The 25,843-nt window shown below is 41.1% G+C and carries 24 protein-coding genes and 1 pseudogene; 2 read left to right on the top strand and 23 right to left on the bottom strand.

Annotated elements, in window-relative coordinates:
* Nucleotides 1–87: 87 nt before the first annotated feature.
* The gene (locus tag HT685_RS02045; RefSeq protein WP_173226190.1) at nucleotides 88–933 is read right to left on the bottom strand and encodes an undecaprenyl-diphosphate phosphatase; all 846 of its coding nucleotides are present in this window, start codon (nucleotides 931–933) and stop codon (nucleotides 88–90) included.
* Between the two features lie 60 nt (nucleotides 934–993).
* Entirely contained in the window at nucleotides 994–2,883 is a 1,890-nt protein-coding gene (locus HT685_RS02040) for a DUF2207 domain-containing protein (protein WP_173226188.1), read from the bottom strand.
* Between the two features lie 138 nt (nucleotides 2,884–3,021).
* Here HT685_RS02040 and HT685_RS02035 point away from each other — a divergent pair, with 138 nt between their 5' ends.
* A complete protein-coding gene (locus tag HT685_RS02035; RefSeq protein WP_101785466.1) occupies nucleotides 3,022–4,587 on the top strand; it encodes an ABC transporter substrate-binding protein/permease in 1,566 nt (521 codons plus the stop codon).
* On the top strand, nucleotides 4,587–5,327 hold the full coding sequence (locus tag HT685_RS02030) for an amino acid ABC transporter ATP-binding protein (RefSeq protein ID WP_000189477.1): 741 nt from the start codon (nucleotides 4,587–4,589) through the stop codon (nucleotides 5,325–5,327). Before HT685_RS02035 ends, HT685_RS02030 begins: the two co-directional genes overlap by 1 nt.
* Before the next feature lie 106 nt (nucleotides 5,328–5,433).
* Here HT685_RS02030 and HT685_RS02025 read toward each other — a convergent pair whose 3' ends face one another.
* The 21 genes and pseudogenes from HT685_RS02025 to HT685_RS01930 form a co-directional block, all read right to left on the bottom strand.
* A complete protein-coding gene (locus tag HT685_RS02025; RefSeq protein ID WP_001130036.1) occupies nucleotides 5,434–5,649 on the bottom strand; it encodes a hypothetical protein in 216 nt (71 codons plus the stop codon).
* Between the two features lie 106 nt (nucleotides 5,650–5,755).
* A pseudogene (locus HT685_RS10055) lies at nucleotides 5,756–5,869 on the bottom strand (SPFH domain-containing protein); the annotation flags it as partial.
* Nucleotides 5,870–6,406: 537 nt separating this feature from the next.
* Complete coding sequence (ilvA, locus tag HT685_RS02020; protein WP_000952975.1) at nucleotides 6,407–7,657, bottom strand: threonine ammonia-lyase IlvA; 1,251 nt, start codon at nucleotides 7,655–7,657, stop codon at nucleotides 6,407–6,409.
* 114 nt (nucleotides 7,658–7,771) lie between these two features.
* Nucleotides 7,772–8,794, bottom strand: coding sequence for a ketol-acid reductoisomerase (ilvC, locus tag HT685_RS02015; RefSeq protein WP_000290683.1), 1,023 nt, complete (start codon nucleotides 8,792–8,794; stop codon nucleotides 7,772–7,774).
* 168 nt (nucleotides 8,795–8,962) lie between these two features.
* The gene (ilvN, locus tag HT685_RS02010; protein ID WP_001253803.1) at nucleotides 8,963–9,439 is read right to left on the bottom strand and encodes an acetolactate synthase small subunit; all 477 of its coding nucleotides are present in this window, start codon (nucleotides 9,437–9,439) and stop codon (nucleotides 8,963–8,965) included.
* Nucleotides 9,432–11,132 (bottom strand): acetolactate synthase large subunit, encoded by a 1,701-nt coding sequence (locus HT685_RS02005; RefSeq protein WP_033682350.1) that lies wholly within the window; start codon nucleotides 11,130–11,132, stop codon nucleotides 9,432–9,434. The genes ilvN and HT685_RS02005 overlap by 8 nt, the downstream gene beginning before the upstream one ends.
* Nucleotides 11,133–11,331: 199 nt before the next feature.
* Entirely contained in the window at nucleotides 11,332–12,999 is a 1,668-nt protein-coding gene (locus tag HT685_RS02000; RefSeq protein WP_173226186.1) for a DAK2 domain-containing protein, read from the bottom strand.
* 2 nt (nucleotides 13,000–13,001) lie between these two features.
* Complete coding sequence (locus HT685_RS01995) at nucleotides 13,002–13,367, bottom strand: Asp23/Gls24 family envelope stress response protein (protein WP_050089938.1); 366 nt, start codon at nucleotides 13,365–13,367, stop codon at nucleotides 13,002–13,004.
* Nucleotides 13,368–13,521: 154 nt separating this feature from the next.
* Nucleotides 13,522–13,710, bottom strand: coding sequence for a 50S ribosomal protein L28 (rpmB, locus tag HT685_RS01990; protein WP_001140948.1), 189 nt, complete (start codon nucleotides 13,708–13,710; stop codon nucleotides 13,522–13,524).
* A 105-nt stretch (nucleotides 13,711–13,815) separates the two neighbouring features.
* The gene (locus tag HT685_RS01985; protein WP_173226184.1) at nucleotides 13,816–14,490 is read right to left on the bottom strand and encodes a hypothetical protein; all 675 of its coding nucleotides are present in this window, start codon (nucleotides 14,488–14,490) and stop codon (nucleotides 13,816–13,818) included.
* Between the two features lie 4 nt (nucleotides 14,491–14,494).
* Nucleotides 14,495–14,941 carry a LytTR family DNA-binding domain-containing protein gene (locus HT685_RS01980; RefSeq protein ID WP_033684350.1) on the bottom strand — a complete coding sequence of 149 codons (447 nt, stop codon included), beginning with the start codon at nucleotides 14,939–14,941 and terminating at the stop codon, nucleotides 14,495–14,497.
* A 113-nt stretch (nucleotides 14,942–15,054) separates the two neighbouring features.
* Complete coding sequence (locus HT685_RS01975) at nucleotides 15,055–15,558, bottom strand: phosphatase PAP2 family protein (RefSeq protein WP_173226182.1); 504 nt, start codon at nucleotides 15,556–15,558, stop codon at nucleotides 15,055–15,057.
* A 95-nt stretch (nucleotides 15,559–15,653) separates the two neighbouring features.
* On the bottom strand, nucleotides 15,654–17,414 hold the full coding sequence (locus HT685_RS01970; RefSeq protein WP_173226180.1) for an ABC transporter ATP-binding protein: 1,761 nt from the start codon (nucleotides 17,412–17,414) through the stop codon (nucleotides 15,654–15,656).
* The gene (locus tag HT685_RS01965; RefSeq protein ID WP_173278937.1) at nucleotides 17,404–19,173 is read right to left on the bottom strand and encodes an ABC transporter ATP-binding protein; all 1,770 of its coding nucleotides are present in this window, start codon (nucleotides 19,171–19,173) and stop codon (nucleotides 17,404–17,406) included. The genes HT685_RS01970 and HT685_RS01965 overlap by 11 nt, the downstream gene beginning before the upstream one ends.
* Entirely contained in the window at nucleotides 19,148–19,618 is a 471-nt protein-coding gene (locus HT685_RS01960; RefSeq protein ID WP_138699431.1) for a MarR family winged helix-turn-helix transcriptional regulator, read from the bottom strand. Before HT685_RS01960 ends, HT685_RS01965 begins: the two co-directional genes overlap by 26 nt.
* A gap of 176 nt (nucleotides 19,619–19,794) precedes the next feature.
* Nucleotides 19,795–20,511 (bottom strand): YebC/PmpR family DNA-binding transcriptional regulator, encoded by a 717-nt coding sequence (locus HT685_RS01955; protein ID WP_049524687.1) that lies wholly within the window; start codon nucleotides 20,509–20,511, stop codon nucleotides 19,795–19,797.
* 575 nt (nucleotides 20,512–21,086) lie between these two features.
* Complete coding sequence (ply, locus tag HT685_RS01950; protein WP_173269795.1) at nucleotides 21,087–22,502, bottom strand: cholesterol-dependent cytolysin pneumolysin; 1,416 nt, start codon at nucleotides 22,500–22,502, stop codon at nucleotides 21,087–21,089.
* Between the two features lie 10 nt (nucleotides 22,503–22,512).
* On the bottom strand, nucleotides 22,513–22,923 hold the full coding sequence (locus HT685_RS01945) for a hypothetical protein (RefSeq protein WP_023936458.1): 411 nt from the start codon (nucleotides 22,921–22,923) through the stop codon (nucleotides 22,513–22,515).
* A complete protein-coding gene (locus HT685_RS01940) occupies nucleotides 22,916–23,524 on the bottom strand; it encodes a hypothetical protein (protein ID WP_173278936.1) in 609 nt (202 codons plus the stop codon). The genes HT685_RS01945 and HT685_RS01940 overlap by 8 nt, the downstream gene beginning before the upstream one ends.
* A 12-nt stretch (nucleotides 23,525–23,536) precedes the next feature.
* Entirely contained in the window at nucleotides 23,537–23,995 is a 459-nt protein-coding gene (locus HT685_RS01935) for a DUF4231 domain-containing protein (RefSeq protein ID WP_173278935.1), read from the bottom strand.
* 314 nt (nucleotides 23,996–24,309) lie between these two features.
* Nucleotides 24,310–25,843 (bottom strand): DUF1542 domain-containing protein (locus HT685_RS01930; protein ID WP_173278934.1); only part of this gene is annotated, 1,534 nt, incomplete at its 5' end.

Below are 25,843 nucleotides of genomic sequence, written 5' to 3'. Positions count from 1 at the left end.
TTTGAGGTTGCAGATAAAGCTGACGCGGTTTGAAGAGATTTTCTAAGAGTATAAAACCTTGAAGAGTTGGCCCTTCAAGGTTTTTTCTTATACAAATAATCGGACAAAGCTATAAAGCAATAAGATGCTACCAAGTACGATGCGGTATTTACCAAAAAGGGTAAAGTCGTGTTTTTTCACATAGCTTGTCAAGAAACGAATAGCCACCATGCTGACTGCAAAAGCTACTCCCATCGCAACCAAGAGCAAGAATAATTGCCCAAAGCTCAAGAGTTGTCCTGCTTTTACAAATTTGAAAATCTTTAGTGCACTAGCTCCAAACATAACAGGAATTCCAAGATAGAAGGTAAATTCTGTCACAACAGAACGACTAGTTCCATTCAATAAACCGCCGACAATCGTTGCTCCAGAACGGCTAGTTCCTGGTAAAAGGGCAAGAACTTGGAAGAGACCGATATAGAAGGCTGTCGTATAAGGAAGCTTGTCCAACTCTGTTACACTTGGCTCGATAGCACGCGCTTTATTGCGCTTTTCCAAATAGATAAAGGCAATCCCGTAGATAATCAACATGAGAGCAACAGAAACCATGTTATGGAAGTGGGTATCAAACCAATCATCAAATTTAAAGACGGCAAGTAAAGGCAAAGTGGCAACCAAGACCTTCAACCACAGTCTCCAAGTCTTACGAACTTCCTGCTTATCCTTAGTCGATTTGAAAGGATTGAGCTTGTTAAAGTAAATGACCATAACCGCTAAAATAGCACCAAGCTGAATCACGACATTAAACATGGACATAAAGGCTTCATTTTGATTTTGGTATTGGATAAACTCCTCTGCTAAAATCAAGTGACCTGTACTCGAAATCGGCAACCATTCCGTAATTCCTTCAACAATCCCGAAGAAGATAGATTTTAAAATTTCAATAAGATACATAGATTACTCCTTTTTCTATCTTCCATTATAGCATACTTTTTCAGTATATGGCAGTTCTCTTTAAAAGGCACCGATACTGCCACCGCCTCCTCCTCCAGAGAAGCCACCGCCAGAACTTCCACTTCCAGAAGATACGGAATAGGTACTTGCTGTGTTTGCGACGCTGGCATAATGGCTCATTTGCGCACTTGAATGATAAAACATACTATGCCAACCATAAGCTACATAGAGGTTGATATCTGGATTTTCCACTTGGATATGATGAACCTTCATCAAATGGCTGACCTTGTCCGCATAGCCAAATAAAGTCGCATAGACCAAGAGGCGATTCCAGACCACAATACTTTCCAATTCAGCCTGATCCAATCGTGCAATCTCACGCAACATATTTTCAAAACTGGTCCAGAGATAGTAGACTTCTGCCCCTGCTTCATTTAGGACACCATCACGATTATCTAGACGAAGCTTCCAATAATAGAAAACAGCCAAAACCAAACCTAGAAAACCAAGTATTGGCAAGGGGAGGTAAAGATAGCCATAAACATCCAAACTGTACAAGAACAAACCAAATCCGATAAATAAAGGCAAGATAGTAGAGAGTCCCATACCCACTTGCAAGGCCTTTTCCCCACCAGTTAAAGGACGATAATAATCTGGGAGCCCCCAGAAGGAAACTCGTTTTCTCACTCCTTCTTGCATCTGGTTCAATACTTCTTCAAAAGAAGATTTGAGTTGAAGCCCCTTTGCTTGAATCCGTTTTTCATCAGAGGCTTTTGCTCTACGATAAAGACTATCAGATACCTTGTAATCCGCAAACAAATTGGAAAGAGTTGCTTCTTTTTTGCCTGAAAAGGCCAGATTTAGACAGTCTATCTCAAAACTTGACAAGCCATCTTCTTTCACCAGTCTCAAGCCAACTGCATCTCCTTCTGAAATAATAGAAACATTCCCACGGTCTATCACATCTAGCAAGGTAGCTTGAATAAGTTGGTCAAAGGTAAATTTGCCAGCCCCCTTGACTAAGGGACTCACTTCCTCCAAGGAGGTCGAGTAAATAGCCTCCGATAAAACCATTGGTTCTAATTCCATTGGTGGCTCATAGAGACGATGATTTTTGGCATATTTGACTGAAGGAGTGGTCTTTCTTCTATAAATAAAATAGAAGCAGACACTCAATAACAAGGAAATGGAAAGTATCAAAGGAAACACCCAAGTGACGAGCTGCATACTCTGATCTTTTTCTCTAACAATCGAGTCTTCTATCTTATTAAACTCTTCTAAACGATTTCCTTTCAAGCCCTGATCCGTAGCGCTAGCAAAATCAGTTCGAGGCCAATAGGCATGCAATTCAACTCCACGCTTAGACGGAAGATTATCTAAACGAATAGTATAATCAAGGTTACTCTTTTCAATCGTTCCTTCTTTAAAGAGTTTCCCTGTATGGAAGTAGAGTTTTTCAGCCTCCTTTTCTCCCCTTACATGAAATTCAAACTTTCCAATAGCCCCTGAACTGTCTGTTAAAGGTTGCCAATTTAATTCAGCGATATCTTCATAAAGAAAAAGCAAGTTCTTTAAATTCCAGACAAGGTCAACTTCAACTGTGTCACCCTCCTGACCTGGATTATAAACTTTAACAGTATAACCATCTGCGCCTTCTATCACTTCGCTAGTAACGTCTGCTAGTTCAGCACCATTTTTCGATGCCTGAACCTTTGGATGAGGGTCAATGTCAAATCCACTAGGCATCTTGCCAGCACGTCCCAGTCCCACGATTTGCCCCTTAAAGTCCTCCTCAAACTGATAAACTATCTTCTGTCTAAATTCTGCCGTATTATCTGCATGAATATACAAATCCCCTTGATAAGAGTTTATCTTGAAATCAATGGCGAAAACAGAAAATGGCAGAAGGCAAAACAAGCCAAACATCAGTAAGAAAAAAGTTTTTTTCATCAACTAAGCCCCTTTTTTATCTTTGCTATCATTATATCATTTTTTCTCAAGTAAGGGCTTACCTATATTGAAAAATAGAGTTTTTTTCGATAAAATAGGAGACAGTTATTTTTTAATAGATTAGAAATAGGAGAAATCATGAGAAAAATATACTTATCTATTTTCACAAGTCTCTTGCTGATGCTAGGACTTGTCAATGTTGCCCAAGCCGATGAATATTTACGCATCGGAATGGAAGCAGCATATGCTCCCTTTAACTGGACCCAGGACGATGATAGCAATGGGGCTGTCAAAATCGATGGGACTAACCAGTATGCTAACGGATACGATGTCCAAATTGCCAAGAAAATCGCTAAGGACTTAGGCAAAGAACCTTTGGTTGTTAAAACCAAGTGGGAAGGTCTAGTTCCTGCCCTTACTTCTGGTAAGATTGACATGATTATCGCAGGTATGAGTCCAACTGCCGAACGCAAACAAGAAATTGCCTTTTCAAGCAGTTACTACACTAGCGAACCAGTTCTACTAGTCAAAAAAGATTCTGCCTACGCAAATGCTAAATCTTTAGATGACTTTAATGGTGCGAAAATCACTTCTCAACAAGGTGTCTACCTTTATGACTTGATTGCACAAATCCCAGGTGCTAAAAAAGAAACAGCCATGGGAGACTTCGCTCAAATGCGCCAAGCTCTTGAGGCTGGTGTCATCGATGCCTATGTTTCTGAACGCCCAGAAGCTCTGACTGCTGAAGCTGCGAACTCTAAGTTCAAGATGGTCCAAGTAGAACCAGGTTTCAAAACTGGGGAAGAAGATACAGCTATCGCCATTGGACTTCGTAAAGATGACAATCGTATTAGCCAAATCAATGCCAGCATTGAAACCATTTCAAAGGACGATCAAGTTGCCTTGATGGATCGTATGATCAAGGAACAACCTGCCGAAGCTACAACAACTGAAGAGACTAGCAGTAGTTTCTTTAGCCAAGTCACTAAAATTCTTTCTGAAAACTGGCAACAACTCTTGCGTGGTGCTGGTATCACTCTTTTAATCTCTATTGTCGGAACCATCACAGGTCTCATTATTGGACTTGCCATTGGTGTCTTCCGTACTGCTCCTCTCTCTGAAAATAAAGCCATTTATGGCCTACAAAAACTAGTCGGCTGGATCCTCAATGTCTACATTGAAATTTTCCGTGGTACGCCAATGATCGTTCAATCGATGGTTATCTACTATGGAACTGCCCAAGCTTTCGGAATCAACCTTGACCGTACACTAGCTGCTATCTTCATCGTTTCGATCAACACCGGTGCCTACATGACTGAAATCGTCCGCGGTGGTATCCTAGCAGTTGACAAGGGACAATTTGAAGCTGCGACTGCTCTTGGTATGACTCATAACCAAACCATGCGTAAGATTGTCCTACCTCAGGTTGTCCGCAATATCCTACCAGCAACTGGTAATGAATTTGTCATCAATATCAAAGATACATCTGTATTGAACGTTATCTCTGTTGTCGAACTTTATTTCTCAGGAAATACCGTGGCAACGCAAACCTATCAATACTTCCAGACATTTACAATCATCGCCGTGATTTACTTTGTCCTCACCTTCACCGTAACACGTATCCTACGCTTCATCGAACGCCGAATGGACATGGATACCTATACGACAGGTGCTAACCAAATGCAAACGGAGGATTTGAAATAATGACCCAAGCAATCCTTGAAATTAAACACCTCAAAAAATCCTATGGACAAAACGAAGTGCTAAAAGACATTTCTCTCACTGTCCACAAGGGAGAAGTTATCTCTATCATCGGAAGCTCTGGAAGCGGGAAATCGACCTTCCTACGCTCCATTAACCTACTTGAAACACCAACTGATGGACAAATCCTTTATCATGGACAAAACGTCCTCGAAAAAGGCTATGACCTCACGCAATACCGTGAAAAGTTGGGGATGGTGTTCCAATCCTTTAACCTCTTTGAAAATCTCAACGTTCTTGAAAACACAATCGTCGCTCAGACAACTGTCCTTAAACGCGAACGCACAGAAGCTGAAAAGATTGCCAAAGAAAACTTGGAAAAAGTCGGCATGGGAGAACGCTACTGGCAAGCCAAACCAAAACAACTCTCAGGTGGTCAAAAACAACGTGTGGCCATCGCTCGTGCCCTCTCCATGAATCCGGACGCTATTCTCTTTGATGAACCAACATCAGCTCTCGATCCAGAAATGGTTGGAGAAGTCCTCAAAATCATGCAGGACCTAGCTCAGGAAGGCTTGACCATGATTGTCGTAACCCATGAAATGGAATTCGCTCGTGATGTCTCTCACCGTGTTATCTTTATGGATAAAGGTGTGATTGCTGAAGAAGGTAAACCAGAAGACCTCTTCACCAATCCTAAAGAAGACCGTACAAAAGAGTTCCTTCAACGCTATCTCAAATAAAAAGAAAAGGCTGCATCAACCGTGCAGTCTTTTTGCTGTTCAAAACGAAAAGGCAGATTCTCTATCTCTACTACTTGAGGGTCAAGAATCCGCCGGTATCCAAAGATTAATCTTCAAATTTTTCATGATTTTTTTCATAGAAATCAATTAAGCCTAGGGCTGTTTCAAATGAAATATTCTTTACTTTTGCACGACCCTGCGCCAGAGCAATGATAGACATTTCACGCGCATTCGTTTCTTTAGAGATACGGTAGCCTGTGATTTTCTTATCACGAACCCAGCCAACAACTGATTCTACTTTTTCAAAGTTTGACTTAGCCATGTTTTTCTCCTATTTTCTTCTTTACAATATTTAATTGTATACGTTTTTACTACTTTTGTCAATAAAAAAACATATATTCAACGAAAATAATTAGTTCAGAATTTTCTTACTTCCTTTTTAAAGCCGATAATATATAGGTTTTGCTAACCTCTACACCATAAATATTTGCTAATAAAAATATTGTATTATTACCCTCTTGAGGTGCAAAATTATTCAAGCTTTTAAAAAATGCTTCCCTATTTCCGTAAGATAGCTTATTTCTTCGATTTAAGAACTGAAGATGACAGCCCTAACCCTTAGAAATCAAAGCCTTCACTAGCTCAAGAACTCCTATCTTTCTTCCTCAATAAATCATCTGATAGATAGCTATTCCTTATATTATTCAAACTCATCACGCATTTGGATATTGAGGTGCTAACTTAAAACCAAACACCTGATTCTCTAAACCATCCTTAATAAAGATAACAAGACAGATAAGCTCAGTCAATTACTTATATATCCTTTTAATATGGTATATTTGTCAATAAAAAGAAATCAAATCACATCTTAAAGACCGTGTGAGTTTACTTTTCAAAATAGACGGGAAATCAAAATGAAGGATGGAAATCTGAGCCAAACATCATAAATGCTATAATGAACAGAAGTAAGAATTGCACGATAAGCTTCCTAAAACCATAGGAATCGCCCCCTTTCTTCATCTTCATTATAGCACCTATACATCAGTTGTGCAAATAATATGATATTTTTTTATTAGTCCTCAGACAAGCATATTATAAAGCGTTTCATTCCCATTTAAGTTAATATAAGCCGGATCAAAACCTTCCATTCTACGGATCAAACCTGCATAATCATGCTTATCTGCTAAAGCGATCCCAATTAAGACTGGGCCTGTTCCCTTGCTAGCTCGTTTGATATACTCAAAACGTGTGATATCATCATTTGGCCCCAGGATATCATTTACAAACTCACGCAGAGCACCTGGACGCTGTGGAAAATTGACCACAAAGTAATGCTTGATGCCATCATAAATCAAGGCACGTTCTTCCATTTCTGGCATACGGTTGATATCATTATTTCCTCCAGAAATGATACAACAAATGGTTTTCCCTTTGATATATTCAGCCAAAACCTCTAGAGATGCGATACTAGCTGCTCCAGCAGGTTCTGCAACAATCCCTTGCTTAGAGTAGAGGTCAATCAAGGTTTCAGAAATCAATCCCTCATCGACACCTACCAAAGTTTGAACATGTTGACGAGTTGCCTCATAGGTCAACTGTCCTACCTTTTGCACAGCAATCCCATCCGCAAATTTATCAATTTCCTTGAGTTTGACTGGACCTCCAGCCTCAAAAGCAGCCTTCATAGAACGCGCTCCATTCGCCTCTACCCCAATGACTTCAATCTCTGGACTTGTTTCCTTGATATAGGTAGAAACCCCAGCAATGAGACCGCCACCACCAACAGGAACCAAGACAGCATCAAAATCAATCGATTCTTTTCGAGCTTCTTCTAAAATCTCATAAGCAACTGTTCCTTGACCTGCTTGGACATGAGCATCATCAAAGGGATCAATAAAGGTACGATTTTCAGAGACTGTAAATTCTTGAGCTGCTTTAGCTGAGGCATCAAAGGTATCTCCAACTAGTTTAATGGTTACGAAATCCCCACCAAAAAAGCGAACTTGACCAATCTTTTGTTGCGGAGTAGTAATGGGCATAAAAATAGTAGCAGGAATTTTCATTTCATTACAGGTATAGGCTACTCCCTGCGCATGATTTCCCGCAGAGGCACAGACTACCCCACGCTCACGCTCTTCCTTGCTGAGCTGAGAAATAGCATAATAGGCACCACGAATTTTAAAAGAACGAACACGTTGGGCATTTTCCTTTTTCAAATAAATCTTAGCACCATACTTCTCCGATAAATAATGGTCGTAATCCAGTGGGGTATTCACAACCACACCATTCAAGACCTTGTGAGCCTTGATTATATCTTTTGAACTTAACATCTTTTTCTCCTAGACTATTTCATACTTATCGCAATCCATCCCCTTAAAAGTGAGATGAATTGATTATAAAAGCGAGTTAGTCCCCCAACTCGCCTTCACCTTAATTTCTATCAATTAGTTATAGATTTTAAATGCATCATCGTCGTTTTTACCAACGAATGGCATTGCTTTACGCAATTCTGCACCAACTTTTTCAATTTCAAGGTTAGCTGCTTGTTCACGGTAAGCAGTCAATTTTGGACGTCCAGCTTTATAGTCATTTACAAAGTCATTTGCAAATTTACCATTTTGAATGTCTGCCAAGACAGCCTTCATATTTTCTTTAACTTGTTCAGTGATTACACGTGGACCTGATACATAGTCACCGTACTCAGCAGTGTTTGAAATTGATTGACGCATTTTCTTGAATCCACCTTCGTAGATCAAGTCAACGATCAATTTCATTTCGTGAAGAACTTCAAAGTATGCCAATTCTGGAGCGTAGCCTGCTTCTGTCAAGACTTCGAAACCTGCTTCGATAAGGGCAGTCAAACCACCACAAAGTACAGCTTGTTCACCAAACAAATCTTCTTCAGTTTCTTCTTTATAAGTTGTTTCAAGAAGACCTACACGAGCTGCTCCAACACCTTTACACCAGTCCATAGCAATGTTTTTCGCATTTCCTGTTGCATCTTGGTATACTGCATAAAGAGCTGGAACACCAAATCCTTCTTCATAAGTACGACGTACCAAGTGTCCTGGTCCTTTAGGAGCACACATGAAGACATCTACATCTGCAGGAACTTTGATAAATTCAAAGTGGATGTTGAAACCATGGGCAAATCCAACTGCATTTCCAGCTTCCAAGTTTGGAGCGATTTCTGCTTCGTACAATTCTTGTTGGATTTCGTCTGGTGCCAAAATCATGATAACGTCAGCCAATTTAGTAGCTTCTGCTACTGTGTAAGTGTCAAATCCATCTTCTTTTGCTTTGTCAAAAGATTTACCTGGACGTACACCGATGATGACATCGCGACCTGAATCACGCAAGTTTTGAGCATGCGCATGTCCTTGCGAACCATAACCGATAACGGCGATTTTTTTACCATCAAGTGCTGCTACTTTAACATCTTTTTCGTATTCCATTTGAACTGCCATAGTTTTTCTCTCTTTTCTATTATTTATTGCCTTTTAGGCTGGTTTAACAAATTTAAAATATTTTTATACTCAATGAAAATCAAAGAGCAAATTAGGAAGCTAGCCGCAGGCTGTACTTGAGTACGGCAAGGCAAAGCTGACGTGATTTGAAGAGATTTTCGAAGAGTGTTAATCACGGGTAAATCCAGTTGCACCCGTTCGAGCAATATTGCGAATACCGTATGGTCGAATGACTCGCAATAGAGCTTCACTCTTTTCAGCATTTCCTGTCATCTGAATGGTAATCGAGCTTGGTGCTACGTCTACCACTGTTGCACGGAAAGGTTGAATAATCGCTAGAATCTCAGCACGCTTCTCAGCTGGCGCTGACATCTTCACCAAAATCACCTCGCGCTCCAAGTGTGGTTTATCCGTAATATCACGAATGCGAATCACATCAATCTGACGATTGAGTTGCTTGATGATTTGCTCCACTTCATCATGTGAAGCAACATCAATAATAATGGTGATACGCGATACATTCGGATCTTCTGTTGCTCCAACAGAGATACTTTCGATATTAACCTGACGGCGAGACAGGACACCGGTAAAGCGATTGAGGACTCCTGAACGATTTTGTAGTTTTGCTGTTAACATTCTACGCATGGAACTTCACCCCCAACATCTCATGATTACTCTTACCAGCTGGTACCATTGGTAACACCTGTTCCTTACGAGAAATATCTACCTCGATTAGCATAGGAACATTCTCAGTGATGACTTCAAGGTCTTGAGCCAAGGTCTCAGGATTGTCAAATTTATAGTTTTTAATACCGTAAGCTTGTGCCATCAATTGGAAATCGGGAAGAGTATCAAAGACTGACTCAGATGTTCTACCTTCATAGAAGGATTCCTGCCATTGGCGAACCATTCCAAGTGAGTGGTTGTTCAGCATAACCACCTTGATTGGCACCTTATAAATGTTCAAAATAGCCAATTCCTGGTTGGTCATTTGGAAACCACCATCCCCAACAAACAAGACTACTTCCTTATCTGGGTTAGCAATTTTAGCACCGATTGCTGCTGGAATTCCAAATCCCATCGTTCCCAAACCACCTGAAGTCACTAACTGACGTTCATTTTGGTAGGGATAATACTGAGCTGTCCACATTTGGTGTTGACCAACGTCTGTTACCACAATGGCATCTCCATTAGTCAACTCACCAATTCGTTCAATAACTGCTTGCGGTTGAACCACACGCTCTTTCTTATCATAAGAACGAACACGGTTCTTGTCTTTAGTGACTTTCTCAATCCATTTCTCAGTATTATTATGAACTGTTGGTTCGGCCAGCAACATTTGCAAGGCCTTCTTAGCATCTCCAACAACAGGAATATCTGCACTGATAATCTTGCCAATCTCGGCTGGGTCAATATCAATGTGGGCAACCTTAGCATTCTTAGCAAAAGTCTTTGGATTTCCTGTCAAACGGTCATCGAAACGACAACCAATACTAATCATAAAGTCCGCTTCCGTCATGGCAATATTAGCTGCGAATGACCCGTGCATGCCTCCCATTCCAAGGAAGAGTGGGTGACTCGTTGCAATCGTACCTTGCCCTAAGAGACTGGTTACCACTGGAATTTGATAGCGTTCTGCAAATTCATTTAATTCTGCGGCCGCTTCAGCATAACTAATCCCACCACCAGCTAACAAGACTGGCTTTTTAGCCTTGGATAATTGCTTCAAGATTTTCTTGATTTGCATATCATTTGGCTCAAGAGTTGGCTGATAGCTTGGTAGGTTCACTTCTGGTGAATAGATGAAGTCTGTTTCTAAAGCAGATACATCTTTAGGCAGGTCAATGACAACTGGCCCTGGTCGACCTGTAGTTGCAATATGGACAGCTTCCGTAATGATACGCGGAATATCAGCCGTCTCACGAACTTGGTAATTGTACTTAGTGATTGGCATGGTAATTCCCACGATATCTGCCTCCTGAAAGGCATCCTTCCCAATCCCTGCTCGCGCCACCTGACCTGTAAAGACCAAAAGGGGAACGCTATCGCTCATGGCATCTGCAATCCCTGTAATGGCATTTGTTGCTCCTGGTCCACTAGTGACGACGGCAACACCCAACTTTCCAGTTGATTTGGCATAACCTTCAGCTTCATGCAAACAACCTTGCTCATGGCGCCCTAGAATGTGGCGAATGCCTTTAAAATTATATATCGCATCATAAAAAGGCAAGACCGCACCACCAGGATAACCAAAGATGGTATCAATTCCTAAATCACGAAGTGTTTCCAAAACTAGGTCCGACCCCGTCTTAGGAGATTCTAAACTGATTTTCTCCATTGTTCCCCTTTCTTTCCTCTTAAAAATAACTTGTTACTATCATACCATTTTTTCAAAAATTTTCAAGACAAAAGAAGAAATTTTCTGAATTTTCTATTTTAACGTTTATTTATGAATGTTATTTTGGTTTTTATTTAAAAGATACCGATTTCATTATTTAAAAAGAAAAAAGAACTGATTTCTCAGTCCTTCATTAATCTTATTCCACACTAAATAGGTATGGGTAAACAGGTTGTTGACCTTGGTGAATCTCGACTTCAACGTCTTCGAATTCTTCTGCGATTTCTTGAGCAATTTCATTGGCAAGTTCTTCGCTTCCGTCTTCACCGACATAGAAGGTTACGATTTCACTATCTTCATCCAACATATGTTTCAAAGTTTCTGTCAAGGTTTGGTGCATGTCAGGGTTTGACACGAGAATTTTTCCATCCACCATACCTAGATTATCATTTTCATGGATTTCTAAGCCATCAATGGTTGTATCACGAACGGCTGTTGTGACGCTTCCACTAACAACATCGCTAAGAGCAGCTGTCATACGCTCTTGGTTTTCTTCGATGGACTTGCTTGGATCAAAGGCAAGAAGACTTGTCAAACCTTGAGGAAGAGTACGAGCTTCTACCACTACTGCTGGTTGCTCCAAAACTTCTGCTGCAGATTGAGCTGCCATGAAGATGTTTTTGTTGTTTGGCAGGAAGATGATGTTACGAGCGTTGACCTGTTCAACAGCCTTGATAAAGTCTTCAGTTGAAGGGTTCATAGTTTGACCACCTTCGATAACATAATCCACACCTTGAGAACGGAATATATCTGCTAGACCTTTACCAGCCACTACAGCAATCAAAGCATACTCTTTTTCTTCAGCAGGCTTGCTAACTTGAGTAGCTTCTTTCTCAACCTGTGCTTCGTGTTGGTTACGCATATTGTCAACTTTTACCTTTACCAAGCTACCATATTTGAGACCTTCTTGCATAACAAGTCCTGGATCTTCTGTATGGACATGAACTTTGACAATTTCATCATCATTGACAACAAGGAGAGAATCCCCAAGCTCATTCAAGTAGTTACGGAATTCATCGTAGTCAAAATCTTTAGCATAGGTTGGACCTTGCTTAAGAGCTACCATGATTTCAGTACAGTAACCAAACGTTATATCCTCAGTCGCTACGTGACCAGCCACAGACTTATGATGCTCTGCATTGATCATCTCACTCATGTTGGCCGGAGTCGCTACAAAGTCCTCAGATGCAATATATTCGCCAGTAAGGGCTGAAAGGAAACCTTCGTAGATGAAGACCAATCCTTGACCACCTGAGTCCACAACACCAACTTCTTTCAAGACTGGAAGCATGTCTGGTGTTTTAGCTAGAGCTGTTTTAGCACCTTCCAAGGCTGCGCGCATGACTTCAACAGCGTCATTGGTTTGCTCAGCTTTTTTCTTAGCACCGATAGCAGCCCCACGAGAAACTGTCAAAATCGTTCCTTCAACTGGTTTCATAACTGCCTTATAGGCAACTTCCACACCTGATTGGAAAGCAAGGGCCAAGTCTTGACCTGTTAACTCGTCTTTATCCTTGATGGCTTGTGAAAATCCACGGAAAAGCTGAGACGTAATAACACCTGAGTTCCCACGCGCACCCATCAAAAGCCCTTTGGCAAGAATGCTCGCTACCTCTCCAACTGTAGAAGCTGGCTTGTCTGCAACTTCTTTAGCACCATTTTCAATGGTCATCCCCATGTTTGTTCCAGTATCTCCATCTGGAACAGGGAAGACGTTTAATGAATTGACATATTCAGCTTGCTTATTCAAGCGAGTTGATGCAGCCTGCACCATTTCTTGAAATAAGCTAGTAGTAATTTTTGACACGGTTATTCTCCTACAACTTTGATATTTTGAATGTAGACATTTACAGTCTGAGCAGTAATTCCAAGCTGGTTTTCCAAGCTAAAGGCAACACGCTCTTGAATGTTTTTTGACACTTCACTAATCTTTGTTCCGTAGCTCAACACGGTATACACATCAACTGCAATGCTGCCATCTTCGGCTGCCTTTACGACGACACCTTTAGAATAATTTTCCTTACCTAGAAGGGCTTGGAAATTATCTTTGAGGGCATTTTTACTAGCCATACCGACCACACCAAAAATCTCAGTTGTTGCACCGCCTACGACAGTTGCAATTACTTCATCTGTTAGTTCGATTTGACCATCTTTTGTATTGATTTTTACAGTCATCCTTTTTACCTCAACTAGTTGATACTCTATTTTATCATATTTCAGCCCAAGTGTAAAAGCAGAATACTGTATCAGCGGATATTTACTCTGCTTTTAAAATGATTTTTTCGCTATGACAAAAGAAAAAGACCCTGAGGTCTCCTTGCTTTTATTATTAAACGCGTTCAACTTTACCTGATTTCAAAGCACGAGCTGAAGCCCAAACTTTTTTAGGTTTACCATCGATAAGAACAGTAACTTTTTGAAGGTTTGGTTTTACGGCACGTTTTGTTTGGTTCATCGCGTGTGAACGGTTGTTTCCTGATACAGTCTTACGACCTGTAAAGTAACATACTTTAGCCATTGTGTTTTCCTCCTATTAGATCTAATATAGCGGATGTGCTAGCACCACATACCGTACTATGTTATCACACTTTCTTCATTTTTGCAAGGGAATTGGAAGATTTTTTTATTTAACGTAGACAATTCCTAACTTCCCAAAGGCCACTTCCCCGCGAATAATCAAGGTTTTGCTTGTTGGAGCTACAGGAGCGTCCGCCTTGGCTGCACCAAAGGATGTTTCTACTTTCAAATCGACACGCCAGTGTTGTGGAACATAGACGGTTGCATTTCCAAAAGCAACTTCGATATCCAGAGTAGCAAAATCACCCAACATCTCTGCATTGTCATAGTAGATTTTTGCATTTCCAAAAGCAACTTCTACTTGGTCGTCTACAAGATCTTGATCTTGTTTATAGAAAGTCCCACTTCCAAAAGCAACTTCCTTGTCTGTCAGAATGGTCTTTTTACCATCATACCACCATTTTTTTCCATTCCAAGTTCTGTTAGAATAAGTCAGCATGTTTACTCCGAGAACAATTAGAACTCCTGCCCAGATTAGCGTCTGATTTGGAATCGGTAAAATGTCATAAAAATGATTAGCAATCATGAGAGCTACAAAAGTTGTAAAAACTGCTGATGTCAGATGACGACGAAGCAAAGCTTCAACTGATTGATAGGCAAAAAATGCAATACCAAGCAAGGGCCAAATGTGCCCTCCAAGAGAAGGGATCCCAAAATTCCCCTGTAATAATATTAAAGCCGCCAAAATAAGCAACACAATACCAAATGCTTTCTTTTTCATCTTATTACCTCATGTTTCTTAGATTTTCTTTTAGGAGGGATTGGTAATGCCGTGACACATGAACCTCCTTGTGGGTCTGATAAAAGGAAATGGTGCCCGTTCCTGAAAAGGACTTGTCCACCGAATAAACTTGCCGAATATTAGCGATCGTTGACTTGGATACCCGACTAAAATAACGAGGAAGGATAGCCTCTAACTCATAGAGTTTAAGCCGAACCTCGTAGGCATCTTTCTGGGTATGGGCATAAATCTTGCTGCCTTCCGTCTCAAAGAAGAGAATTTCCGACAAGTCCAGATAATATTCGCCCGTCCCCTTGTAAAAAATCAACCGAGGAGACTTGGACTCTTGCAAGAGCCGCTGTAAATCTGCAATCTCATCTGTCAAAGTCGCTGCCTTGATGATAATTTCAGTTTCCTCTAAATTGCTGTCAATTTCGATTCGTAACTTCATTCCATCTCCTTTCTAACTCTACTATATCAAAGCCAAAATAAGAAAACAAGAGCAAAAAAGCAAGTGGTTACTTTAGACTCGTAAGTGGTTGTATGGCCACCTTAACTTACAGGTCAAAATAGAAAGAAAATCACACCCCACGCAAGACCACAAATATAACCAACTACTACATCCTTGGGATAATGCACTCCCCCTAAGACTCTCACTAGACCGAGGAAGGCTGATAATGTCAAACAAATCATCCCCATAGTTAGACTAGCATGCAAGCAAGCCATGGAGATAATGGTTGCTGAAAAGACATGACGACTGGGCATAGACTGACCAGGACTATCTCTGTCAAGCAAGGGTTTAATATCCCATTCCTCATAAGGCCTAGGAGCATTGATTTTCTTACGAAGAAAGGACAAAATCACAAAACCTGATGCAGGGATAAACACATAGATCAAGACTTGTTTCCCAAGTCCTTGTTGGAGATAGATAATTGCTAACAAGGTCAGATAAACTATAGGCATAACTACTGTCATGAACCGATTGAAAGTTCTTAACAGGCTCAGAAGAAAGAGCTTATTTTCAATATTAGCAGCAATATGGTCATACCATTCTTGATAATTTTTCATATATTTTCTCATTACTTACTCAAATTTTGCTTGCAGGGAAACACTTATCTTCTAGTATAGTGCAGAAAAAGAAGGCCGTCAAGCCTTCTTTGGATTTATTCTTCTGCTTCGTCTTCTGTAAACTGACTGTTATAGAGGTCAGCGTAGAAACCAGCTTGCGCCATCAGCTCATCATGATTTCCTTGCTCGATGATATTGCCATCTTTCATGACGAGAATCAAATCAGCATTTCGGATGGTAGACAAGCGGTGGGCGATGACAAAGGAAGTTCTTCCCTCCATCAAACGATCCATGGCTTTCTGAATCAATTCCTCTGTACGGGTATCAACAGAAGAAGTCGCCTCATCCAAAATCAAGAGTGGCGCATCTTTTAACAAAGCACGAGCAATAGTTAAGAGTTGTTTTTGCCCGACAGACAAGGTCACTGTATCATCCAAGACTGTATCGTAACCATCTGGTAGTGTCATAATAAAGTGGTGAATCCCTACAGCCTTGCTGGCTTCAATCACGCGCTCATCACTGATACCTTTTTGGTTATAGATAAGATTGTCGCGAATGGTTCCTTCAAAGAGCCAAGTGTCCTGCAAGACCATTGAAAAGGCATCGTGTACTTCCGAACGCTTCATCTCTTTGGTATCCACACCATCGATGCGGATACTTCCCTTATCAATCTCATAGAACTTCATCAAAAGATTGACAATAGTTGTCTTACCAGCCCCAGTCGGTCCGACAATCGCAATCTTTTGACCTGCATGAGCGGTCGCAGAAAAGTCATGGATAATAGTTCGCTCTGGTGTGTAACCAAAGGAAACTCTATCAAAGACCACTTGACCTTTCACATCGCTCAATTGTCTTGCTTTATAGAATTCATCTTCCATCTCCTCTTCAGCTAGAAATTCAAAGACACGTCCCATGGCCGCACTAGCCTGCTGAAGACTGGTAATTCCTTGGGCGATTTGTGAAAGAGGTTGAGAAAAGATACGAACGTAGGCCATAAAGGCAACGATAATCCCGATACTGATGTGTCCATTTAAAGCCAAGGCTGCACCAACGATAATCACCAAGGCATAGCTAAAGTTCCCAATAAACATCATAATCGGCATCATAATCCCTGAAATAAACTGAGATTTCCAGATACTATCATACAGACGATTGTTTAATTTCGCAAACTCTTCTTTCGTACTCTCGATAGCATTGTAACTGGTCACCACATTATGGCCAGAGTACACTTCCTCCACATAGCCATTGACAGCTGCCAAATCCTGTTGCTGACTCTTAAAGAAGCCCTGGGATTTGCCCATAAAGACAGACACGAAAGCAAAGCCAACAAGAGTTGACACAACCGTCACCAAGGCCAAAATCCAGTTCATCCCAAACATGGTTACCAAGACTGCTAAGACCAGTAAAGTGGATGAAAGAACTGTTCCCAGACTTTGATTAAGGGACTGGGCTGCAGTGTCAACATCATTGGTCACACGAGACAAGGTATCTCCTTGAGAATGTCCATCAAAATATCCCAATGGTAGGCTATTGATTTTCTCTGCAATAGCTCTTCTCAAACGCTCTGAAAAACGTTGAATGGCTGTTGTAAACAGAAAGGCCTGCAAATAATTTGATAGAAGTCCAATCACATAAATCACGGCTAAAAAACCACCAATAGCTGCAACCGCCACGACATCCACACTTGTTTCCAGACCACTGGCAATAATATTAGTCATTTCCTTGATGCGGGTTGGACCATATACAGTAATGATATTGGATACGATTGTTGCTAGAAAGGCTATCAGAAGGGCAAACTGGAGGCCTGCAAGATAGGGTTTACTCTGTTTCCAGAGATACATTTTCTTATTTTCCATGTTCCAATTCCTCCTTCGATAGTTGTGAATAGGCAATTTCTTGGTAAACTTCGTTATTAGCTAGAAGTTCCTTGTGGGTGCCTTGTCCCACGACTTTACCTTGATCCAAGACCAAAATCAAATCAGCATCCATAATCGTTGAAATACGCTGTGCGACGATAAGCTTGGTCATAGACTTGGTTTTCTCTGCTAGCTCTTGGCGTAGGACACGGTCTGTCTTGTAGTCCAAGGCTGAGAAGGAGTCATCAAAGATGAGGATTTCTGGCTTCCGAGCTAAGGCACGCGCAATTGCTAGACGCTGTCTTTGACCACCTGAGAAGTTGGTTCCTCCTTGGGTCACTTCTGACGCTAAGCCCGCTTCCTTGTCTTCGATAAAGTTCTTAGACTGAGCCAATTCCAAAGCCTGCCACATAGCCTGCTCACTAAGCGGTGTTTCTTGACTCTGTCCAAAGTCTAGATTACCCTTGACATCACCTGAAAAGAGAACCGCTTTCTGGGGAATATAACCAACCTTGTTGCGCAAATCTTCTAAGGCATATTCTTGAACATTGACACCGTCCACCAGAATTTCTCCTGCTGATACGTCGTAGAATCGTGGAATCAGATTGACCAGAGTTGATTTACCAGAACCTGTTGACCCAATAAAGGCCACTGTTTGACCAGCTTCTGCTCTAAAGCTAACATTCTCAATAACCGCCTCCGAATTTGCCGCATATCGGAAGGTCACATCCTTAAATTCGACCTGACCTTTGAGGTTTTCATCAGCCAGCTGCACTTGAGCAGGGTTTTGGATAGAAGAATGCAAATCTAAAACTTGATTAATCCGCTTAGCAGAGACCATAGTTCGGGGAAGAACGATGAAGAGTGCTCCCATGAGAAGGAATCCCATGACAACCTGCATAGCATAAGACATGAAAACAATCATGTCACTAAAGAGAAGCAGACGCGCTATCGGAGCAGCGTCGTTAATCACATAGGCCCCAATCCAGTAAATCGCCACACTCAAACCACTTGAAATTCCCATCATGATGGGATTCAAAATAGCCATGAGACGGTTGACAAACAAATTCAAGCGTGTCAATTCATCATTTGCTGCTGCAAATTTTTCATTTTGGTAATCCTCTGCATTGTAGGCACGAACGACGCGAATACCTGTTAAACTTTCACGAGTAATACTGTTCAGTTTATCAGTCAGACTTTGAATCAAGGACTGTTTTGGAAAGGCTAACGTCATCAAGACTGTCGTCATCAAAACGTTGACAATCACTGCCACAAGAACGGCCCAGAGCCAGTATTCTGAATGGCCTAAAATCTTCCCGATGGCCCAGATAGCCATAATCGGACCACGCGTAACCACTTGCAAGCCCATGGTAATCAACATCTGAACTTGAGTAATGTCATTGGTTGTACGAGTTAAGAGACTTGGAATAGAGAATTTCTTAATCTCTGTCTGCGAGTAGTCTAAAACTCGGTTAAAAATATCACTTCTCAACCTACTAGTATAAGAAGCCGCCACTCTGGACGCAAAAAATCCAACTGCAACTGAGGACAAGAAGGCCAGAAAGGACATTCCCACCATCATACCCGCTGGTTGCCATAACTCATCTAAGTTGGTACCTTGAGTTCCTAGCAAATCCGTAATTTTCGAGATATAGGTCGGCACTTCCAACTCCAGATAGACCGAAAAGCAGGTAAAGAGAATGGCTAGTAAAATCATCCCCCATTCTTTTCTACTAATTCGTTTGGCTAATTTCTTCATTCTCTCCTCCTATTCCCTTGATATTTTCCTGTAGTTGAGCAAGGACTTTCTCAAAAATCAGTAATTCATCTTCATCAATGTCTTCCATCAACTGCTTGTCTATTCGTTCAAAAAAAGCCTTAACCTGCTTCATTTGAGAACGTGCTTTGTCCGTCAAACGAACAAATTTTGCCCGCTTATCGCTAGGATTCGCCTCCAATTCCACCAAACCATTTTGCACCATACGCTTGACCAAATTACTAGCAACAGACTTGGTAATATTGAGTTCCTGCTCGATATCTTTAATCAAGACCAAATCTTGGTTTTTCTCACGATTATCCAAAAAACGAACAACCTGACCTTGAGGCCCACCCATAAATTCAATACCACAACGTTTGGCTTCCTTTTGCACCATCAGGTGAATCTGATGACCAAAACGCTTAAAGACTAACATGGGTTTATCCATACTAACTCCTTTCTAACCATTGCATTTAGTTCTCCTAGGAACTAAATAAGTTTCCATGAGAACTATTTTACCACTTTGAAAAGAGATGTCAAGAAAAAGTTTCCTAGAGAACTATTTTCTTGATTCAAAAAATCCCAAGTGATTTTTTCACTTAGGATCATGTTCTCTAGGTTAAATTAGAATCCATCTACGTTTGTGTAGATCTTTTGTACGTCTTCGTCGTCTTCAAGGACGCTGTAAAGTTTTTCAAAGGTTTCAAGGTCATCGCCTGACAATTCCACTTCTGACTGAGGAATCATTTCCAATTCTGTCACTTGGAATTCTTCGACACCTGACTCACGAAGGGCCACAATAGCCTTGTGAAGGTCTGTTGGAGCTGTGTAAACAGTGATTGTTCCTTCTTCTGCTTCTACATCGTCCACATCCACATCTGCTTCTAGCAATTGCTCAAAGACTGCATCGGCATCTTCACCTGCAAATACGATAACTCCCTTGTTGTCAAAGAGGTATGAAACCGAACCTGAAGCGCCCATGTTCCCGCCGTTTTTACCAAAGGCTGCACGGACATTGGCCGCTGTACGGTTGACATTTGAAGTCAAAGTATCAACAATCAACATAGAACCATTTGGTCCAAAACCTTCGTAACGTCCTTCTGTAAAGGTTTCGTCTGTGTTTCCTTTTGCTTTATCAATCGCTTTATCGATAACGTGTTTTGGCACTTGGGCTTGTTTAGCACGGTCGATAACGAATTTCAAAGCAGTGTTCGATTCTGGGTCTGGATCACCTTTTTTAGCTGCTACATAGATTTCTACACCGAATTTTGCATATACTTTAGAGTTAGCTCCATCTTTAGCCGTTTTCTTGGCTACGATATTGGCCCATTTACGTCCCATTAGGAATCTCCTTTTTTCACATTTTAATCTTTCTTATTATAACACAAGTTTTTTCGATTTTCACTAGAGGAAATGGATTTTATTCAGCAAATCCAACTAGGATAGCACTTTGGTTGCCAAGATTTCCTTGCCTTTCCATCCTTATCAACATTCAAAAAACAAACTAGACCATTATCTGAAAATAGAAAGTTTCTACCAAGTTTGACAAAGTCCGCTCAAACTACTGTTTAGAGTTTGTAGACATAAGCGATAAAAACCATTATACTGCACCTTTTGTTGACAGTCTACTCCAGACATATCACAGTTCAAGTAAATACTTTGAAATTCAACAGTTCTTATAGGCGCTATTGCATTCTAAGAAGTCAATAGAAAAGCTTCTAAAACAAGCAAAAGGTAGCTAATCCCCTGTATAGCAAGGAGTTTCACTACCCTTTTTACTTTTTTACACATCCTATTTGATAGACTCATTTTAATATCACGAGCCTAGTCCAAAGGAAAATCGCTAGGCAAGAGATAAACTTTCAGATATTCGCAGAGAGAGCATCGCCTCTTTTTGTCGCAAACATTCTTCTCTCCTAGTCATTTTCTACCTTATCTTCTACCTGAGGATAAAGAGTCGTTCCCCAAATAGAAATCGTCCGCTTACGGACTAGCGGCAAATCAGTTTTTTCATAAACCGTACGCCACCATTCCCAGGCAAGTCCTGTACACTCCCTAATTTTGACAGAGAGATTGCGAACATTCCCTTTTAAAGGAATACTAGTGGTAAAATGAGCCGTCAAATCCTGCCCATTTCTGTCCCAAGCCTTAGGAGTCAAAACTTCTTTACCTTGATAATCATAGGATAATTCATCCCAAGTAATGTAATATTGAGCAACATAGGCACCACTATGATCCAAGAGTAAATCTCCGTTTCTGTAAGCTGTCACCTTAGTCTCAACATAGTCTGTACTGTTTTGAAAGGTCGCAACTACATTGTCCCGTAAAAAAGAAGTTGTATAGGAAATCGGCAAGCCTGGGTGATCTGCTGTAAAGCGACTGCCTTCTTGAATCAAGTCCTCTACCATATCCACCTTGCCTGTTACAACTCGGGCACCCGAACTCGGGTCGCCCCCTAAAATAACCGCCTTCACTTCTGTATTGTCCAAAATCTGCTTCCACTCTGTCTGAGGAGCTACCTTGACTCCTTTTATCAAAGCTTCAAAAGCAGCCTCTACTTCATCACTCTTACTCGTAGTCTCCAACTTGAGATAGACCTGACGCCCGTAAGCAACACTCGAAATATAGACCAAAGGACGCTCTGCAGAAATTCCTCTCTGCCTCAAATCCTCTACCGTTACAGTATCTTGAAATACATCTCCTGGATTTTTAACAGCATCTACGCTGACTGTATAATAAATCTGCTTAAAATTGACAATCTGAATCTGCTTTTCGCCCGAATGGACAGAATTAAAATCAATATCAAGAGAATTCCCTGTCTTTTCAAAGTCAGAACCAAACTTGACCTTGAGTTGTTCCATGCTGTGAGCCGTGATTTTTTCATACTGCATTCTAGCTGGGACATTATTGACCTGACCATAGTCTTGATGCCACTTGGCCAACAAATCGTTTACTGCTCCGCGAACACTTGAATTGCTGGGATCTTCCACTTGAAGAAAGCTATCACTACTTGCCAAACCAGGCAAATCAATACTATAAGTCATCGGGGCACGATCAACCGCAAGAAGAGTGGGATTATTCTCTAACAAGGTCTCATCCACTACGAGAAGTGCTCCAGGATAGAGACGACTATCGTTGGTAGCCGTCACGGAAATATCACTTGTATTTGTCGACAGGCTCCGCTTCTTTCTTTCGATAACAACAAACTCATCGGGTAACTGATTCCCCTCTTTGATGAAACGATTTTCAATACTTTCTCCCTGATGGGTCAAGAGTTTCTTTTTATCGTAATCCATAGCTAGTATAAAGTCATTTACTGCTTTATTTGTCATCTTCTACCTCCTAATAAGTTCCTGGATTGAGTTGCATAAACTCAGACTTGTTCAGCGAAATCAGCCGTGGTTGGACTAAGTGATCCAAAACTTCCTCGTACAATTCTTCTGAGACATTGCGTCGCCGTCTGGCTAGATAAGAAGTCGGAATGACCGTATTATCTAACATAAATACCTTATCTAAGTCAATCAAGGTTGGTCTTGTAAAAGGATTACGAGCTAGATCCGGCTCTTCTATCATAAAGTTCTTGACCAAACGTCTGGTCAAGAGGGCTGGTTTGAAGGTCTGATTTTTAACCAACTCTTTGTTTTTAGTCATACTGTTGTCAATACAAATATACATATGATTCTTCACAGCCAAATCGCTACTAATAGTCGGAAAAGGCAAATAAAGAGCTACAACATCTCCTCTCTTAATCAAGCAAGAGCACCCCCTTTTCTCCTAATGTAACATAGACAGGATTGACCAAGTCTTCTGATTGACTCAGAATTTCCAAAGTTTGAGTTTGGCGCGCTGTCAATTTAGTAGCATCTTGTCTCTTCAATACAAAATGCTTGTCGCCAATTACCTTGACACTATAATCCTTCTCCAAAGCTGACTGGTAAATCCACATCAGATATTGTCTGTCCTGAGAACTCAAGAGAGAAGGATGTTCAAGTCTCCCTACAGCCTGATAAAAATCAAAAACAGGAGCTAACTCTTGCCAATCTGACTGGCTAGTTGTCAAGGCTAGAAAAAGGGCTTTGCGAGCTGATACTTCTTGATTAGCCTTGAGAGTCCCTTTTCCCTCCAAGTTTTTTAGAAAGTGGGAAACTCCAGAAAGCAAATCTTTCTCTAACTGCGAGAAATAAAAACCTTGCCTTCCCAGACATAAGTCTCTCAAGTCGCTTTCTCTAGCAAATAAGAGTTCAAACAGTTGATAATAAAAGAAAAATATCTGGCACTGAGTTGCGCTCATCTTTTCCTTGTCGGCTTCTTTTTTCAACCAGAGCAAGGGCAATAGGTAGCTGGATTGAGACATTTCCTCCACCTCCTACTCTTTTTTCTCTGGAGCATCTGCACTAGCTGCCACTTCTTTTGACTGGATACTTTCCCACTGGTTGATTTCCTCTGAGATAAGACCTTCGCATGTCTTGACAAATAGGGCAAAAGCCTTGGTTTTTCCTGCATATTTCTCTGTTTGGCATTGATAGAGGAATTTTTCTCTCTCCAGGAGTTGCGCAGTCTTTTGGTAAGAAATCCAATGTTCCTTTGCATTATACAAATTGAGAATCCCTTCACACAGCAAGCCTAAACTGGATAAGGCAACCGAAATCAAACGGTAGCGATCACCTGGCATAGGAACAGCACAAAAGACAGCTATGAGGAAACCTGCCACGATTTCTGTTATTTTTAATACCTTATAGCGTCTACGATGTTGAACGCTTTTCTTTAAAAAATGAGCTATCTGTACGTCCAATCGATCTGTCAGGTACATTTCTTCTGGCGTCATGTTCGTAACCCCTTTCATTTACTTTGATAATCATAGTATAACATATTTGAATATCAAAGTATAGTAAAAACTGGAAAGCTATATCTTATTATAAAATCTAAATATGAAATATTTGTGAAATGAGAGAAAAATATCACAAAAAGGATGGAACAAAAAGTTTTAAAATGATAAAAACGCATAATACCTTGCCTTAAAAAGCTTGATATTATGCGTTTTATCAGAGAAAGATTTTCTGAATGTTCACCTCAAATTGAGTTTTTCCAACATTCTATCAATCACTATTCTAGCTAGTTTCCAACTCGTCTAAGTTTGACTTATCTTAACTGAGCAAGAATAGCTTTGAGTTTATCAATCAACTCCTCTTCTGTGTGGTCAGACTCTTTCTCATTGGCTAGGAAGGCAACTGCTTGAGCGAGAGTTTCTCGTGCTTTGTCGAGAACTTTCGCATCTACATTTATAAGGTCGCTTTCTTGCAGAACCTTAGTTAATTCCTTGGTCAATTTCTTGAGTTCTGACTCTTTCTTACGACGCGCGATGAGGAAGAGAAGGAGACCAAGAAGGGCGAGAAGGCTGCCAATCATCGTACCGTATGGAAGATGACCTTGCTCTTTCCTTGTTTGTTTCGTTTCTTCTTCATCCTTAGTCGCTTGCTTGCCTTTCAAGGATTCGAGTGCTTCTTTGATCTTGGCAGTCATCTCTTTCAAGCCTGCCTCTGTCAAGTCAGTATTTCTAAGGGCTTCTTGACCCTCTCCGAGAATGACCTTCGCAGCGTCGATGACAGATTGATCAATACCATCCAAGTCTTTCAAACGAGTTTCCAAGTCTTGAATCAAATCTCTTAAGACGGATTTATCAACCTGTTTCTCTTGACTCGATTGAGCGCCTCCAGCGAAAGCTACACTTCTACGGCTACGAGCTGGAGCCGTCACAGAACTTCCAGATAGCCCTTGTGGAGACTCTGCTTCTGTCGAATTTCCTGTTCCCCTCTGTTGAGCAGATGGACCAGTAGCTTGATCCGTCGAATTTCCCGAATGAGCAGGAGCGTTTGGAGTAGTAGGCCGATCTTGGTTATTTGCATCACCTTGACTGCCATCACCAGATGGAGCTGGTCTATCTCCTTGGCTAGCCGTATCCCCTCTACTATCTGAACCTGCTTGATTGCCACCATTACCTGGTATGTATGAGTTTCCTTGGTTAATACGAGCAATGATATCGTCAAGAATTTTATCAAGGGCGCTTAAGCCATCGTTCTTAGCACTCTCTACAGAAGTTTGGTCTTTCGCTTTATCGACTTCGCCCTCAGCTTTTCTTAAGGTTTCTTCAACTTTCCGATTGGTTTCGTTCAGCTCTTCTGTAGTCAAGTGTTTGATGTTTGCCAACTCCGCTTTCTTCTCTTGCGCTTTTCTGCGTAGTTCTTCCTTAGCGTTGGCGTTGGTTGCCGCAGTGGCACTGACACCCTTGATGTTTCCTAAGCCACTAGCCTTCGCTTCATCTACTTTAGCTTTCGTATTTGCTGCGTCAACATTCGATTTCGCTGCTTTTAGGGCTTCGTTGACTTTCTTAACTGCCTCAGCTTTCTCTTCCTCTGTTAAGTGGTCAATACGGTCGAACGATTCCCTCTTAGTTGTTGCTGCTTGCTCTAACTCCTGAATCGCTGCTTGGTGAGTTGCCGCAGTGGCACTGACACCCTTGATGTTTCCTAAGCCACTAGCCTTCGCTTCATCTACTTTAGCTTTCGTATTTGCTGCGTCAACATTCGATTTCGCTGCTTTTAGGGCTTCGTTGACTTTCTTAACTGCCTCAGCTTTCTCTTCCTCTGTTAAGTGGTCAATACGGTCGAACGATTCC

It is taken from the genome of Streptococcus sp. 5004, assembly GCF_013276755.1.
Taxonomy (GTDB): domain Bacteria; phylum Bacillota; class Bacilli; order Lactobacillales; family Streptococcaceae; genus Streptococcus.
This window is presented reverse-complemented; position numbering and strand designations above follow the sequence as displayed.

Excerpts from the sequence above, each read along its gene's own strand:
- HT685_RS02035 (WP_101785466.1), top strand. The coding sequence starts at position 3,022 with ATGAGAAAAATATACTTATCTATTTTCACAAGTCTCTTGCTGATGCTA.
- ply (WP_173269795.1), bottom strand. The coding sequence starts at position 22,502 with ATGACAAATAAAGCAGTAAATGACTTTATACTAGCTATGGATTACGAT.
- HT685_RS01995 (WP_050089938.1), bottom strand. The coding sequence starts at position 13,367 with ATGACTGTAAAAATCAATACAAAAGATGGTCAAATCGAACTAACAGAT.
- HT685_RS01965 (WP_173278937.1), bottom strand. The coding sequence starts at position 19,173 with ATGAAGAAATTAGCCAAACGAATTAGTAGAAAAGAATGGGGGATGATT.
- HT685_RS02025 (WP_001130036.1), bottom strand. The coding sequence starts at position 5,649 with ATGGCTAAGTCAAACTTTGAAAAAGTAGAATCAGTTGTTGGCTGGGTT.
- HT685_RS02045 (WP_173226190.1), bottom strand. The coding sequence starts at position 933 with ATGTATCTTATTGAAATTTTAAAATCTATCTTCTTCGGGATTGTTGAA.
- HT685_RS01940 (WP_173278936.1), bottom strand. The coding sequence starts at position 23,524 with ATGTCTCAATCCAGCTACCTATTGCCCTTGCTCTGGTTGAAAAAAGAA.
- HT685_RS01935 (WP_173278935.1), bottom strand. The coding sequence starts at position 23,995 with ATGACGCCAGAAGAAATGTACCTGACAGATCGATTGGACGTACAGATA.
- ilvN (WP_001253803.1), bottom strand. The coding sequence starts at position 9,439 with ATGCGTAGAATGTTAACAGCAAAACTACAAAATCGTTCAGGAGTCCTC.
- HT685_RS01980 (WP_033684350.1), bottom strand. The coding sequence starts at position 14,941 with ATGAAGTTACGAATCGAAATTGACAGCAATTTAGAGGAAACTGAAATT.
- ilvC (WP_000290683.1), bottom strand. The coding sequence starts at position 8,794 with ATGGCAGTTCAAATGGAATACGAAAAAGATGTTAAAGTAGCAGCACTT.
- HT685_RS01975 (WP_173226182.1), bottom strand. The coding sequence starts at position 15,558 with ATGAAAAATTATCAAGAATGGTATGACCATATTGCTGCTAATATTGAA.
- HT685_RS02040 (WP_173226188.1), bottom strand. The coding sequence starts at position 2,883 with ATGAAAAAAACTTTTTTCTTACTGATGTTTGGCTTGTTTTGCCTTCTG.
- HT685_RS01970 (WP_173226180.1), bottom strand. The coding sequence starts at position 17,414 with ATGGAAAATAAGAAAATGTATCTCTGGAAACAGAGTAAACCCTATCTT.
- HT685_RS01955 (WP_049524687.1), bottom strand. The coding sequence starts at position 20,511 with ATGGGACGTAAATGGGCCAATATCGTAGCCAAGAAAACGGCTAAAGAT.
- HT685_RS01985 (WP_173226184.1), bottom strand. The coding sequence starts at position 14,490 with ATGAAAAAGAAAGCATTTGGTATTGTGTTGCTTATTTTGGCGGCTTTA.
- HT685_RS02005 (WP_033682350.1), bottom strand. The coding sequence starts at position 11,132 with ATGGAGAAAATCAGTTTAGAATCTCCTAAGACGGGGTCGGACCTAGTT.
- HT685_RS02030 (WP_000189477.1), top strand. The coding sequence starts at position 4,587 with ATGACCCAAGCAATCCTTGAAATTAAACACCTCAAAAAATCCTATGGA.
- ilvA (WP_000952975.1), bottom strand. The coding sequence starts at position 7,657 with ATGTTAAGTTCAAAAGATATAATCAAGGCTCACAAGGTCTTGAATGGT.
- HT685_RS01960 (WP_138699431.1), bottom strand. The coding sequence starts at position 19,618 with ATGGATAAACCCATGTTAGTCTTTAAGCGTTTTGGTCATCAGATTCAC.
- rpmB (WP_001140948.1), bottom strand. The coding sequence starts at position 13,710 with ATGGCTAAAGTATGTTACTTTACAGGTCGTAAGACTGTATCAGGAAAC.